At 63.0% G+C, this 13,326-nt stretch carries 13 protein-coding genes and 1 tRNA gene; 1 reads left to right on the top strand and 13 read right to left on the bottom strand.

Going from position 1 to position 13,326, the window contains the following annotated elements; translation table 11 throughout:
- Window positions 1-3: 3 nt before the first annotated feature.
- The 10 genes from OIK44_RS00525 to rpsO all read right to left on the bottom strand — a co-directional run bounded on the left by OIK44_RS00525 (window position 4) and on the right by rpsO (window position 9,641).
- Complete coding sequence (locus OIK44_RS00525; RefSeq protein ID WP_273668693.1) at window positions 4-363, bottom strand: NADH-quinone oxidoreductase subunit A; 360 nt, start codon at window positions 361-363, stop codon at window positions 4-6.
- A 177-nt stretch (window positions 364-540) separates the two neighbouring features.
- Window positions 541-625 (bottom strand) — tRNA-Leu (locus tag OIK44_RS00520).
- Window positions 626-826: 201 nt separating this feature from the next.
- A complete protein-coding gene (gene secG, locus OIK44_RS00515; protein ID WP_273668692.1) occupies window positions 827-1,237 on the bottom strand; it encodes a preprotein translocase subunit SecG in 411 nt (136 codons plus the stop codon).
- Window positions 1,238-1,267: 30 nt separating this feature from the next.
- Entirely contained in the window at window positions 1,268-2,017 is a 750-nt protein-coding gene (tpiA, locus tag OIK44_RS00510; RefSeq protein ID WP_273668691.1) for a triose-phosphate isomerase, read from the bottom strand.
- A 102-nt stretch (window positions 2,018-2,119) separates the two neighbouring features.
- Entirely contained in the window at window positions 2,120-3,100 is a 981-nt protein-coding gene (locus tag OIK44_RS00505; protein ID WP_273668690.1) for an NAD(P)H-quinone oxidoreductase, read from the bottom strand.
- A 76-nt stretch (window positions 3,101-3,176) separates the two neighbouring features.
- A complete protein-coding gene (locus OIK44_RS00500; RefSeq protein ID WP_273668689.1) occupies window positions 3,177-3,782 on the bottom strand; it encodes a tetratricopeptide repeat protein in 606 nt (201 codons plus the stop codon).
- Between the two features lie 54 nt (window positions 3,783-3,836).
- Entirely contained in the window at window positions 3,837-4,601 is a 765-nt protein-coding gene (locus tag OIK44_RS00495; RefSeq protein WP_273668688.1) for a GIN domain-containing protein, read from the bottom strand.
- Window positions 4,602-4,883: 282 nt separating this feature from the next.
- Window positions 4,884-6,845 (bottom strand): methyl-accepting chemotaxis protein, encoded by a 1,962-nt coding sequence (locus tag OIK44_RS00490; protein WP_273668687.1) that lies wholly within the window; start codon window positions 6,843-6,845, stop codon window positions 4,884-4,886.
- A 145-nt stretch (window positions 6,846-6,990) separates the two neighbouring features.
- Window positions 6,991-9,111, bottom strand: a complete 2,121-nt coding sequence (gene pnp / locus OIK44_RS00485; protein WP_273668686.1) for a polyribonucleotide nucleotidyltransferase — start codon at window positions 9,109-9,111, stop codon at window positions 6,991-6,993.
- Window positions 9,112-9,371: 260 nt separating this feature from the next.
- Window positions 9,372-9,641 carry a 30S ribosomal protein S15 gene (rpsO, locus tag OIK44_RS00480; RefSeq protein WP_273668685.1) on the bottom strand — a complete coding sequence of 90 codons (270 nt, stop codon included), beginning with the start codon at window positions 9,639-9,641 and terminating at the stop codon, window positions 9,372-9,374.
- A 179-nt stretch (window positions 9,642-9,820) separates the two neighbouring features.
- On the opposite strand from rpsO, the gene OIK44_RS00475 reads away from it, so the two are divergent.
- Window positions 9,821-10,321 (top strand): hypothetical protein, encoded by a 501-nt coding sequence (locus OIK44_RS00475; protein ID WP_273668684.1) that lies wholly within the window; start codon window positions 9,821-9,823, stop codon window positions 10,319-10,321.
- Between the two features lie 251 nt (window positions 10,322-10,572).
- On the opposite strand, the gene OIK44_RS00470 is transcribed toward OIK44_RS00475, so the two are convergent.
- The 3 genes from OIK44_RS00470 to pssA all read right to left on the bottom strand — a co-directional run bounded on the left by OIK44_RS00470 (window position 10,573) and on the right by pssA (window position 13,229).
- Entirely contained in the window at window positions 10,573-10,695 is a 123-nt protein-coding gene (locus OIK44_RS00470) for a hypothetical protein (protein WP_273669802.1), read from the bottom strand.
- 48 nt (window positions 10,696-10,743) lie between these two features.
- Window positions 10,744-12,288, bottom strand: a complete 1,545-nt coding sequence (locus OIK44_RS00465) for a 2-isopropylmalate synthase (protein WP_273668683.1) — start codon at window positions 12,286-12,288, stop codon at window positions 10,744-10,746.
- Between the two features lie 68 nt (window positions 12,289-12,356).
- Window positions 12,357-13,229, bottom strand: coding sequence for a CDP-diacylglycerol--serine O-phosphatidyltransferase (gene pssA / locus OIK44_RS00460; protein WP_273668682.1), 873 nt, complete (start codon window positions 13,227-13,229; stop codon window positions 12,357-12,359).
- Window positions 13,230-13,326 lie beyond the last annotated feature (97 nt).

Raw genomic sequence — 13,326 nt, 5'->3', positions numbered from 1 at the left:
GGCTTATTCCCAATCAAGGGCACCTTTCTTCCAGATATACCAAAATCCGACCACGAATTCAGCGATGAACACCATCATCGTGACGAAACCGGCCCAGCCCAGGTCGCGCATTGCCACGCCCCACGGGAAGAAGAATGCCGTTTCCAGATCGAACAAAATAAAGAGAATCGCGACCAGATAGTAACGGACGTCGAACTTCATGCGCGCATCTTCAAATGCTTCGAAGCCGCACTCATAAGGGGACAATTTCGCTACGTCGGGATTATTGGGGGCCAGCAGGCGCCCCAGCACTTGCGGGACAACACCAACGCCGATACCGACGAGGATGAATAAGAGAACGGGGAAGTAATTTTCGAGGTTCACGATTGATGAGCTTATGTTGAACGTTCGGTTAAATGAGGACGCCGCGCGGTATTGCGGGACACTTAACGTTACGACCCTAATCGAAGCTTAGACCAGGATCAAACGACAATTATCCTCGTAAAAAAGCCAGCTTAGGCATGAGCCATGGCTCATGCGCCAATGCTGGCTTCTGATTTCTGGTGCCGACGACGAGACTCGAACTCGTACAGCTTTCGCCACTACCCCCTCAAGATAGCGTGTCTACCAATTTCACCACGTCGGCGGTAAGGCCCGTATTCTACTCTGCTTTGCCCGCTTTGTTAATGCACAATTGCGTCAAAACAAGAAGAAAAACGATAAATCTTTACATCCAATCCCGGCGCACCGGGTGCCGCATCATTTTTTCGCCTGCGCTGCCGAAATAATGGGCACCCCACCGGTGCCACTGCCTGCGTTACTACTTGTTACTAGCTATTTTACCGTATTACTTTGGAATCTGGGCGGCCGGAGCGCTCGACGCCGGCGCTGGCGCCGCAGGAGCGGCCGGCGCCGGAGCGGCCGGGGCGGCCGGGGCCGCCGTCGGGATCGCCGCCGAACCGGAAACCGGCACCGGTTTGGTGGCGCGCTCCATCACGCTATTACCGCCGGAAACGGGGCGATTCGTCGACATATAAGACAGGGCCAAGGTGGCGCTGAAGAAAATCGCAGCGGCGACGCCGGTCGACTTGGACATGAAGTTCGAGGAGCCGGTGGCACCAAACAAACTACCCGAGGCGCCGGAACCGAAAGCGGCGCCCATATCGGCACCCTTACCGTGCTGCAGCAGCACCAGACCAATAATCGCCAAAGCCGCCAACACCTGCACCACCACAACCAGTTTGAACAACATGTCCATTGCTTTATTCCATTCTCAGTTTAAATTAATTCAATCGGCGGCGTGAACAATAGCCAGGAAATCTGCCGCCTTCAATGCTGCCCCGCCGATCAAACCGCCATCGATATCCGGCATCGCCATCAATTCTTTTGCGTTGTCCGGCTTCATGCTGCCGCCGTACAGAATCTGCACGCCGGCCGCCGCTGCCGCATTCTTTGTCGCCACTTGCGCGCGCAGCAGCAAATGCACATCCTGGGCCATTTGCGGCGTCGCCGTCTTGCCGGTGCCGATGGCCCAGACCGGCTCGTAGGCGAGCACGATCCTGGCGACATCGCCGGCGCCGATGGCGTCGAGCACGGCGCCCAGTTGCGCGCCGACGACGGCCTCGGTCTGCCCCGCTTCGCGCTGCGCCAGCGTTTCGCCGATGCACACGATGGGCGTCAGGCCGGCGGCCAGCGCGGCCACGGTCTTCTGCGCCACCAGCGCGTCGCTTTCGACGTGGTAGGCGCGCCGCTCGGAATGACCGAGGATCACATAGCTGCAGGCGAAATCGAGCAGCATGCCGGCCGCCACCTCGCCCGTGTAAGCGCCGCTGGCGTAGGCCGACATATCCTGCGCGCCCCAGGCCAGCGGCGTGCCGGACAACTCGGCTTCGCACTGCGCCAGATACGGCGCCGGCACGCACACGGCGCACGCTGCGCCCGCCGGCGTCAAGCCCGCGACCACACCCGACAGCAACACCGAATTCGCGGTGCGGCTGCCGTTCATCTTCCAGTTTCCGACAACGAGTTTGCGACGCATAGTAGCCTAAATTCTATTAACCCGCTATTTTAACAAGGGGCTTGGGGACAGACCACGATTTTTGAGAAATAATTTCTCGAAAATCGTGGTCCGTCCCCAGCTTTAGATAACTTGCAACATGATTTTGCCGACGTGGGCGCTGCTTTCCATCAGCGCGTGCGCCTGCGCCGCCTGCGCCAGCGGGAAGGTCTGGTAGATCACCGGCTTGATGGTGCCCGCCTCCAGCAGGGGCCACACGGTGGCGCGCAGCTGCGCCGCGATGGCCGCCTTGAAGGCGACGGGACGGGGGCGCAGCGTCGAGCCGCTGATGCTCAGGCGCCGCCGCAGGATCTGGCCGAGGTCGATGTTCGCCTTGGCCCCGCCCAGCAGCGCGATCAGGCCGATGCGGCCGTCGTCGGCCAGGCAGTTGATTTCGCGCTGCAGGTAGTCGCCGCCCACCATGTCGAGGATGACGTCGACGCCGCGGCCGTCCGTGAGCGCCTTGGCGACGCCGGCAAAGTCCTCGCTGCGGTAGTTGATGCCGCGCTCGGCGCCCAGCGCCTCGCAGGCGCGGCATTTGTCGTCGCTGCCGGCCGTGGCGAAGACGCGGTGGCCCAGCGCTGCGGCGATCTGGATGGCCGTCACGCCGATGCCGGAACTGCCGCCCTGCACCAGCAGGGTTTCGCCGGCCGACAGGCCGGCGCGGTCGAAGACATTGCTCCACACCGTGAAGTAGTTTTCCGGCAGCGAGGCCGCCTGCAGCGGACTCAGTCCGGCCGGCATCGGCAGGCACTGGCCGGCCGGCGCGGCGCAGTATTCGGCGTAGCCGCCGCCCTGCACCAGCGCGCACACCATGTCGCCCTTGCTGAAGCCGCTGCCTGCCAGGTCGCCGTCGACGATTTCGCCGGCCACTTCCAGGCCGGGCAAATCGGAGGCGCCCGGCGGCGGCGCGTACTGGCCCAGGCGCTGGAACACGTCGGGGCGGTTGACGCCGGCCGCATGCACCTTGATCAGCAGCTCGCCCGGCTTGAGCGACGGCAGCGGCCGCTCGGTAAGTTGCAGAACGTCGGCTGGGCCGGGCTGGCTGATTTCGATTGCGCGCATGGCGGGAGTCCCTCGTATTGAAAGGGCGATTGTACGACAGGCGCGCGCGCCGCGCCGGACGCGCGGGCGCGGCCCCTCAGCCGCCGGTGCGCGACTGTTTCGGCAGCGGCGTGCCCGGTTTCCAGCGGGCCGACAGGGCCTGGCCCTCCTCGATTTGCTCGGACGTCATTTTGCGCACCACGGCGGCGCGCTGCTCGGCCGCGTTGGCCGAGCCATTCGCCGCCGCCAGATTCCACAGCATGTAAGCGATCACGACGTCCTGCGGCATGCCGCCGATGTGGTAGCGGTACATCAGGCCCAGCACCTGCTGCGCCTCGGCATGGCCCTGCTCGGCCGCCTTGCGGAACCAGACCACGGCCTGCTTGTAGTCCTGGATCACGGCATTGCCGGTGTAATACATCGCGCCGACCACATATTGCGCGTCGGCCTTGCCGCGCTGGGCCGCCTTGCGGTGCCAGCCCAACGCCAGCTTGTAGTCCTGGGGCACGCCGCGGCCCATGTAGTACATCAGCCCCAGCAGGTGCTCGGCGTCGGCATTGCCGGCCTGCGCCAGCGGCACCACTTCCTTGTACGCCTGCTGATAGTTTTTCGAGTTATAGGCGGTTGCCCCTTCGGCGAAGCCGGCCAGCGCGGCCCGCTGCCCGCCCAGGATGAGGATGAACGCAAGAATTATTTTTTTCATGTCGCACAAAAAATGAGGATCAGTCGAATTACTCGTCTATTCCGGAAAAGCACCCTACTTCCAGCTCACCTTGCCCAGGCCGTCGACGCTGACATTGCGGCCCTGCGGCCGGCCATACACGGTCACCGAGCCGAGTCCGCTCAGGCTCAGCGTGGCATTTTGCTTGGCATTCACGGTCGCATTGCCCAGGCCGCTCAATTCGAGGTTCACGTTTTCCGCCTGGAATTGCTGCGCGTTCAGGCCGCCCAAGCCGCCCAAGTTGGCCTTGAGGATTTTGCTGCGCCCGCCCAGCGTGATGTAACCGGCGCCGCGCAAATCGAGCTCGGTGCTGTCGTTGTCGCTGACCCAGATCTGCATGCTGCCGACGCCGCCAAGGCTGGCCGTCAGTTTCTTGTAGTCGCAGACGACTTTCATGGTGCCGGCGCCGTCGAGCGACAACTCCAGCTCGTCGCCGGTGAAGCCGCTGACTTCACTCGACCCCATGCCCTCCGCGCTCAATTCCCGCAAGGCCGGCAAAATCAGTTCGGCGCGCACGGTGCTGGAGCTGTTGAACTTGAAGCCGTGGCCCTCGCTGGAAATATGCAGGGTGTCGCCCGACTGCGCCGTCGTGATTTTCGACACCATGCGCTTGTCGCCGTGGACGATCAGCGAGGCCGCGCTGCCCTGGCGCAGCTTGATGTTGACGGTGCCGTCGAGCTTGACGCGCACCACCTGCGCGCCGACGGCACGGGTTTCCGTCACGATATCGTCGGCGCTGGCAGTGCGCACGACGGCCATGATGCCCATCAGGACCAGCCCTAGCTGGAATACTTTTTTCATGTCGATTCCTCCTTATTTGTGTTGTTCTCAGGCGGCGCCAAGCGGGCCGGCCATGCGATGCAATCGGTCGACGGCTACTGTAGCAGCCGAGCATGTTCAAGGGCAATATTTTAAATTGCGATATGTGCTCACTATAACAACACGCGGCGGCGCGCCGCAGGCGATTGCGACGAACTGCGTATTTGGCGTGCCAGCCTACGCATTCCAAGGAGTGGCGGGCAAAGAAAAACCGCCAGGCTTGACAGGCTGGCGGTTTTTTACGAACGGGACTAAGGGGATAGCTTAAAACTCTTCCCACTCGTCCTCGCCGCCCTTGGCCGGCGTGGCCAGCTTTTTCGGCGGCGGCATGGCGCGGGCGGGCGCGGCCATACGCACCGGCGCCGCAGCCGGCGCGCGCGGCGCGGCCGGCTTGTGCGGCGCCGGCGACGCCAAGGCCGGGGCGTCGTCGCCGAGGCGGAACACGCCCACCATCTGCGCCAGCGTCACGGCCTGCTCCTGCAAACTCTCGGCGGCGGCGGCGGCCTGCTCCACCAGCGCGGCGTTCTGCTGCGTCATCTCGTCCATGTGGGTGATGGCCGTGTTGACCTCCTCGATGCCGGCGCTCTGCTCCTGGCTGGCGGCAGTGATCTCGCCCATGATGTCGGCCACTTGCTGGACCGAGGTGACGATCAGGCCCATCGTGTGGCCGGCGTCGTCGACCAGCTTGCCGCCGGCGTCGACCTTCTCCACCGAGTCGCCGATCAATTCCTTGATCTCCTTGGCCGCGCCGGCCGAGCGCTGCGCCAGGTTGCGCACTTCCGACGCCACCACCGCGAAGCCGCGGCCCTGCTCGCCGGCCCTGGCCGCCTCGACGGCCGCGTTCAAGGCCAGAATATTCGTCTGGAAGGCGATGCCGTCGATGACGCCGATGATGTCGACGATCTTGCGCGAGCTTTCCTTGATCGAGGCCATCGTGCCGACCACCTGCGCCACCACCTCACCGCCCTGGGCGGCCACCGACGAGGCCGACACGGCCAGTTGGTTGGCCTGGCGGGCGTTGTCGGCGTTCTGCTTGACGGTCGAGGTCAGCTCCTCCATCGAGCTGGCCGTTTCCTCCAGCGAACCGGCCTGCGCCTCGGTGCGGGCCGACAGGTCGGCATTACCGGCGGCGATCTCGCCCGAGGCGATGCGCACGGAACCGCTGATCTGGCGGATTTCCACCAGCACATGGGCGATCTTGTCGACGAAGAGGTTGAATGCCTGGGCGATCTGCGCCAGTTCGTCGCTGCCCTGCGCGTCGAGGCGGCGCGTCAGGTCGCCGTCGCCCGTGGCGATGTCGGCCATGGCGTCGCGCGCCAAGCCGAGGCGGCGCAGCGCCCGCGCCACCAGCGCGGTCAGCACGAAGGCGGCCAACGCCACCACCAGCGCCGCCGTCACGGCCGACGTCGTCAACATCGCGCTCAGCGCATGGGTCGCCTCGGCGCGGTCCAGCACGGTGGCCAACAGCCAGTCGCTGCCCTCGACCTTGGTCACGTGCAGCATGCCGTCGCGGCCGTTCAGGCGGATCGCGCCGCTCTCCTTCGAGCGCTCGATTTCCTCCAGCACTTGCGGGCTCAGTCCGGCGTCGAGTTGCGCCACCGGCTTCAGCGTCAGGCTCTGGTCCGGGTGGGCGATGATTTTGCCGCTGCCGTCGAGCAGGAAGGCGAAGCTGTTCGGCGTGGGCTTGATCGACACGACATTGCGCACGACCACGTCCATCATCACGTCGGCGGCCGCGACGGCGCTGGCGCTGCCCTTGGCGCCGATGGGCTCGGCGAAGGTCACCACCAGCTTGCCGGTGCTGGCGCCCAGGTAGGGCGCGGTGATGATGGGGCCGCCCACCTGGGTCGCCTTGACGTACCACGGACGGGCCGTCGGATCGTAGTCGGCGGCGCGCTTGCGCTCCTGCGAAAACACGGCGCGCTTGTCGGCGAAGCCGATGTAGGCTTGGTCGAAGCTGCCGGCCTGCTCGGCCGCCTTCAGCATGGCCAGCGGCTCGGCCTGCTCGGCGGCCTGCTTGATCGACGCCACCACGGCCTGCTTGGAGCGCAGCCATTCGGCAATCGCGGCGGAATGGCTCTGCGACAGTTGCAGCATTTGGTTGTTGAGCGACTCCAGCGTGCGGGAACGGGTCGTCAGGAAATTGGCGCCGACCACGGCCAGCATGGCCAGCACAACGATGGAGACGGAGATGACAATGAGGCGCCTACGGAGCGTTGAAAACATGGCGAGATTCTCCCAGGTGAAACATAAATTTTACCATGAGGCAATATGTCAATGGAACTAGAAGTATGCGCCCGTACACGCCAAAGATAAAAAAAACCGCCAGGCTTGCGCGCTGGCGGTTTTGTTTAGCCTAAGCTAAAAAGGATTACTGGGCCGCCGCTTCCGCGCCTTCGGCCGCTGCCTTCATCGACAGCTTCAGACGACCGCGGTCGTCCGTTTCCAGCACTTTGACGCGCACGACTTGGCCTTCTTTCAGGTAATCGGCGACCGCGTTGACGCGCTCGTTGGCGATTTGGCTGATGTGCAGCAAGCCGTCTTTGCCTGGCATGACTTGAACGATGGCGCCGAAGTCGAGCAATTTCAGCACGGTGCCTTCGTAGGTCTTGCCCACTTCAACCGACGCGGTCAATTCCTCGATGCGACGCTTGGCTTCCTGGCCGGCGGCAGCGTCGACGGAGGCGATGGTGACCACGCCTTCGTCGCTGATGTCGATCTGGGTGCCGGTTTCTTCGGTCAGCGCGCGGATGACGGCGCCGCCCTTGCCGATGACGTCACGGATTTTTTCCGGATTGATCTTGATGGTGATCAGGCGCGGCGCGAAATCGGACAGTTCGGTTTTGACGTGCGGCATGGCTTTTTGCATTTCGCCCAGGATATGCTCGCGGCCTTCCTTGGCTTGCGCCAGTGCCACTTGCATGATTTCCTTGGTGATGCCCATGATCTTGATGTCCATCTGCAAAGCGGTGATACCGACAGCGGTGCCGGCCACTTTGAAGTCCATGTCGCCGAGGTGATCTTCGTCGCCGAGGATGTCGGACAGCACGGCGAACTTGCCGCCTTCCTTGATCAAGCCCATGGCGATGCCGGCCACGTGCGATTTCATCGGCACGCCGGCATCCATCAGCGCCAGGCAGCCGCCGCAGACGGAAGCCATCGACGAGGAACCGTTCGATTCGGTGATTTCCGACACCAGGCGCACCGAGTAGCTGAACTCTTCAGGCGCCGGCAGCGCTGCCAGCAGCGCGCGCTTGGCCAGACGGCCGTGGCCGATTTCGCGGCGCTTCGGCGTACCGACGCGGCCCGTTTCGCCGGTGGCGAACGGTGGCATGTTGTAATGCAGCATGAAGCTGTCGGTGAACTCGCCCATCAGCGCGTCGATCTTCTGGCTGTCTCGGGCGGTGCCCAGCGTGGCAACGACCAGCGCCTGGGTTTCGCCGCGGGTGAACAGGGCCGAACCGTGGGTGCGTGGCAGGACGCTGGTGCGGATCGAGATCGGACGCACGGTGCGGGTGTCGCGGCCGTCGATGCGCGGCTCGCCGTCGAGGATCTGCGAACGGACGATCTTCGCTTCCATGTCGAACAAGATGTTGTTCACTTCAGCGGCGTCGATCGGCGCGGCGCCGGTGGCGGCCGCTTCGGCAACCAGGTCGGCCAGCACTTCGGAGGTGGCCGATTTCAGCTTGGCGGTACGCTCCTGCTTGTCCTTGGTCTGGTAGGCGTCGCGCACTTTCGCATCGGCGAAATGGGCAACGCGGGCGATCAGCGCTTCGTTTTTCGGCGCCGGCGCCCATTCGACTTCAGGCTTGCCGCCGTCGCGCACCAGGTCGTGGATCGCGTCGATGACTGCTTTCATCTGGTCGTGGCCATACACCACGGCGCCCAGCATGATTTCTTCGGACAGTTGCTGGGCTTCCGATTCCACCATCAGCACGGCCGTTTCAGTACCGGCGACAACCAGGTCCATCTGCGACGTTTTCAACTGCGTCGTGGTCGGGTTCAGGATGTACTGGCCATTGGCGTAACCGACGCGGGCGGCGCCGATCGGGCCGCTGAACGGCACGCCCGACACGCACAGGGCGGCCGAAGCGCCGATCATCGCGGCGATGTCGGGATCGATTTCAGGGTTGACCGACAAGACGTGAATGATGATTTGCACTTCATTCAGGTAGCCTTCCGGGAACAGAGGGCGGATTGGACGGTCGATCAGACGGGATGTCAGTGTTTCTTTTTCGGAAGGACGACCTTCGCGCTTGAAAAAACCGCCCGGGATTTTGCCGGCAGCGTAAGTTTTCTCAACATAGTCGACGGTCAGCGGGAAGAAGTCCTGGCCTGGCTTGGCGTCTTTGCGCGCCACTACCGTTGCCAGCACCACCGTGTCTTCGATCGACACGAGCACTGCGCCGGATGCCTGGCGAGCGATTTCGCCGGTTTCCAGCGTGACCTGGTGTTGACCGTACTGGAAGGTTTTCGTAACTTTATTAAACATGGGTAATCCCTTTCTAATTGCCGACAGATTTTCAGGGGCTGTCGTTCACCTCACCACAGGCAGCCGCTCACGCATGATTGGCCGCCTTTACTACTGATCTACTGCCTACTCACCACATCTGCCCTCAAACATGCCGGCACGGTGTTGCCGCTCCAGCATATCTCTTGTAAAACAGAATCAAAAAAGCAATTTCAAATGACAAAATGCCCGCGTCAGCGAACTGGCGCAGGCATTTCTGTATAAACCGTGTGACGCAAAAATTACTTGCGCAGACCGAGTTTAGCGATCAGGTCGCGATAACGGGTAGCGTCTTTTGCTTTCAGGTACGACAGCAAGCTCTTACGACGGTTAACCATCATGATCAGACCGCGACGCGAGTGGTGATCCTTCGAGTGTGCCTTGAAGTGGCCGTTCAGTTCGTTGATACGAGCTGTCAGCAGAGCCACTTGCACTTCTGGGGAGCCGGTGTCGTTTTGACCACGTGCGTTGTCCGCGATGATGGCGGTTTTGTTGATGTTTTCTACTGTCATGATAAACCTTTCACATGCGGTGCAAAGAGTCTGAACCCGAAGCACCGTGAACTACGATTAAAAAAGCCCGGCCAAAAAGACCAGACGCGCAAGTATATCGGAAAAAACGGCCCCTGTATCCATACACACGGTTTTTCTTGGTGCATCATAAGGATTTGCGGCTTTGGAGGGGCGATTCAATGGAAAACCTAGGCAAATCAGCAACACTGGCCCTGCTGCTGGGCGTGGCGGGCTGCGCCGGTTTCGGCGGCCCGCCGCCCATGCTGGGCGAAACGCGCGCCGCCGTCGAGGCGAAAAAAGGCCGCCCGACGGCCGTCTACCCGGCCGGCCAGGACGCCATGCTGGAATATGCGACCGGGCCGTTCGGCCAGTTCACCTATATGGCGCGGATCGGGCCGGACGGTTTGCTGAAGTCGTATGAACAGGTGCTGACGGGGGAAAAGTTCGCCACCATCAAGATTGGCGTCGCCAACAAGCAAGACGTGCTGCGCAGCATAGGGCGGCCGGCCGAAACCTCCTTCCTGCCGCGGCAACAATTGGAGGTGTGGTCCTACCGCTACAAGGAATCGGGTGTGTGGGACTCGATGATGCATGTGCATTTCGACCGGCAAGGCATCGTGCAAATGATGATGAACGGGCCGGACCCGCTGAAGGAGGAGCGCCGCGGCTTCTTCAGGTGAGGCACCGGCCGATGGCTTGGGGACAGACCACGATTTTCGAGGGCAGTCCCTCGAAAATCGTGGTCTGTCCCCAGCTTGCCTACTGCTACGGGTTGAGCTTTTCCATCTTCGAGCGCAACTTGTTCAAGGCCGACAGATAGGCTTTGGCCGAAGCGACGATGATGTCCGGCTCGGCGCCGACGATGGCTTGGGGACAGACCACGATTTTCGAGAGCAGTCCCTCGAAAATCGTGGTCTGTCCCCAAGCTTGCCTACCGCTGCGGCTTGAGCTTTTCTATCTTCGAATGCAACTTGTTCAAGGCCGACAGATAGGCTTTGGCCGAGGCGACGATGATGTCCGGGCCGGCGCCGACGATGGCTTGGGGACAGACCACGATTTTCGAGAGCAGTCCCTCGAAAATCGTGGTCTGTCCCCAGCTGTCCTACTGCTGCGGATTGAGCTTTTCTATCTTCGAGTGCAGCTTGTTCAAGGCTGACAGATAGGCTTTGGCCGAGGCGACGATGATGTCCGGGTCGGCGCCGACGCCGTTGACGATGCGCCCGGCCTTGGACAGCCGCATCGTCACTTCGCCCTGCGACTGCGTGCCGGTGCTGATGGCATTGACGGAGAACAGCACCAGCTCGGCGCCGCTGGCCACGGCGCTTTCGATGGCGTTGACGGTGGCGTCGACGGGGCCGTCGCCCTGCCCTTCGCAGAGGTATTCCTTGCCGTCCATCGAGAAGACCACCTTGGCCACCGGCATCTCGCCCGTTTCCGAGCGCTGCGCCAGCGACACGAAGCGGTAGTATTCGTGGCCCTGGGCCTGCTGCTCGTCCGTCACCAGGGCCATGATATCTTCGTCGAAGATCTCCGCCTTGCGGTCGGCCAGCTCCTTGAAGCGAACGAAGGCGGCGTTGATCTCGGCCTCCGATTCGAGCTCGATGCCCAGCTCGTGCAGGCGCTGCTTGAAGGCGTTGCGGCCCGACAGCTTGCCCAGCACGATTTTGTTGGCCGACCAGCCGACGTCTTCGGCGCGCATGATTTCATAGGTTTCGCGCGACTTCAGGATGCCGTCCTGGTGGATGCCGGAGGCGTGCGCAAAGGCGTTCGCGCCGACGACGGCCTTGTTCGGCTGCACCGCGAAACCGGTGATTTGCGACACCATTTTCGAGGCGGCGACGATCTGCGTCGTGTCGATGCCGACGTCCAGATTGTAGTAGCCGGCGCGCGTGCGCAGCGCCATCACGACCTCTTCCAGCGCCGTGTTGCCGGCCCGCTCGCCCAGGCCGTTGATGGTGCATTCGATCTGGCGCGCGCCGCCTATCATGACGCCGGCCAGCGAGTTGGCGACGGCCAGCCCCAGGTCGTTGTGGCAGTGCACCGACCAGACGGCCTTGTCGGCGTTCGGGATGCGCTCGCGCAAGCGCTTGATGGTGGCGCCGAAGATCTCCGGCACGGCGTAGCCGACCGTGTCGGGGAAGTTGATGGTCGTCGCGCCCTCGTCGATGACGCCTTCCAGCACGCGGCACAGGAAGTCCTCGTCCGAGCGGCTGCCGTCCTCCGGGCTGAATTCGATGTCGTCGGTGAACTGGCGGGCGAAGCGCACGGCGTTGCGGGCCTGCAGCAGCACCTGCTCGGGCAGCATGCGCAGCTTCATTTCCATGTGCAGCGGCGAGGTGGCGATGAAGGTGTGGATGCGCTTGCGCGCGGCCGGCGCCAGCGCCTCGGCCGCGCGGGCGATGTCGCGGTCGTTGGCGCGCGACAGCGAGCAGATGGTCGATTCGCGCACGGCGGCGGCGATCGCCTTGATGGCCTCGAAGTCGCCCTGCGAGGCGGCGGCGAAGCCGGCCTCGATGACGTCGACTTTCATGCGTTCGAGCTGCTTGGCGATGCGGAGCTTTTCCTCTTTGGTCATCGAGGCGCCCGGCGATTGCTCGCCGTCGCGCAGGGTGGTGTCGAAAATGATGAGTCGGTTGGCCTTGCTCATATCTGCTCCCGATGGCGTGAAAGAAATGTGCCGACCGGCCCGCGCCGCCTGCGCGGCCGCCGGGCCGCCTAGTGCCGCTCGCTGACGTCGACGGCGCCCTTGCCGGTCTGGACGATGCTGACCGGCCTGCCCTTGGCCAGGCGCCAGAAATAGATCGCGTAACCGGACAGGCCGTAGACGACGAAAATCGGGAACAGCACTTTCGGCGGGTCGATGGACACCAGCGCGAAGGCCAGCGCGATCAGGAACACGACGATGAAGGGCACCGACTTGCGGAAATTCACGTCTTTGAAGCTGTAGAACGGCACGTTGGTCACCATCGTCAGGCCGGCGAACAGGGCGATGCACCAGGACACCCACGGCAATTGCACGCCGGACACATCAAGGTCGTTCATCAGCAGGATGTAGCCGGCCACGATGGCCGCCGCCGCCGGGCTGGGCAAGCCCTGGAAGAAGCGCTTGTCGACCACTTCGATATTCGTGTTGAAGCGGGCCAGGCGCAGCGCGCCGCCGGCGCAATACACGAAGGCGGCCAGCCAGCCCAGCTTGCCCAGGCCACGCAGCGACCATTCATAGATGACCAGCGCCGGCGCGGCGCCGAAGGACACCATGTCCGACAGGCTGTCGTACTGGGCGCCGAATTCGCTTTGGGTGTTGGTCAGGCGGGCGATGCGCCCGTCCAGGCCGTCGAGAATCATGGCGATGAAGATCGCCCATGCGGCGTGTTCGAATTTCTGGTTCATCGCCATGACAATGGCGTAGAAACCGCAAAACAGGGCGGCCGTCGTAAAGGCGTTCGGCAGCAGATAAATGCCGCGCCGGCGCAGCGTTTTCTGGCCGGTGGCGTCGCCGGCCGGCTGGCGCACAAACTTGCTGAAGCGCGTAGCCTTGGGTGCCTGCGCTGCGCCATTCTTGGCTCGACGACGGGGAAAGTTTGCCATATGGTTCCATTTCAATTACTGCGAGCTGATCAAATACAGTCCATGTATCGCTTCGGCCGCCGGCCGCGCCGGCAAGGCGCCGGCCAGCGGTGTTCGC

The organism is Janthinobacterium fluminis, from assembly GCF_028595325.1.
In the GTDB taxonomy this organism is placed as follows: domain Bacteria; phylum Pseudomonadota; class Gammaproteobacteria; order Burkholderiales; family Burkholderiaceae_D; genus Janthinobacterium; species Janthinobacterium fluminis.
This window is presented reverse-complemented; position numbering and strand designations above follow the sequence as displayed.

Excerpts from the sequence above, each read along its gene's own strand:
- secG (WP_273668692.1), bottom strand. The coding sequence starts at position 1,237 with ATGGACATGTTGTTCAAACTGGTTGTGGTGGTGCAGGTGTTGGCGGCT.
- tpiA (WP_273668691.1), bottom strand. The coding sequence starts at position 2,017 with ATGCGTCGCAAACTCGTTGTCGGAAACTGGAAGATGAACGGCAGCCGC.
- OIK44_RS00505 (WP_273668690.1), bottom strand. The coding sequence starts at position 3,100 with ATGCGCGCAATCGAAATCAGCCAGCCCGGCCCAGCCGACGTTCTGCAA.
- OIK44_RS00500 (WP_273668689.1), bottom strand. The coding sequence starts at position 3,782 with ATGAAAAAAATAATTCTTGCGTTCATCCTCATCCTGGGCGGGCAGCGG.
- OIK44_RS00495 (WP_273668688.1), bottom strand. The coding sequence starts at position 4,601 with ATGAAAAAAGTATTCCAGCTAGGGCTGGTCCTGATGGGCATCATGGCC.
- OIK44_RS00490 (WP_273668687.1), bottom strand. The coding sequence starts at position 6,845 with ATGTTTTCAACGCTCCGTAGGCGCCTCATTGTCATCTCCGTCTCCATC.
- pnp (WP_273668686.1), bottom strand. The coding sequence starts at position 9,111 with ATGTTTAATAAAGTTACGAAAACCTTCCAGTACGGTCAACACCAGGTC.
- rpsO (WP_273668685.1), bottom strand. The coding sequence starts at position 9,641 with ATGACAGTAGAAAACATCAACAAAACCGCCATCATCGCGGACAACGCA.
- OIK44_RS00475 (WP_273668684.1), top strand. The coding sequence starts at position 9,821 with ATGGAAAACCTAGGCAAATCAGCAACACTGGCCCTGCTGCTGGGCGTG.
- OIK44_RS00465 (WP_273668683.1), bottom strand. The coding sequence starts at position 12,288 with ATGAGCAAGGCCAACCGACTCATCATTTTCGACACCACCCTGCGCGAC.
- pssA (WP_273668682.1), bottom strand. The coding sequence starts at position 13,229 with ATGGCAAACTTTCCCCGTCGTCGAGCCAAGAATGGCGCAGCGCAGGCA.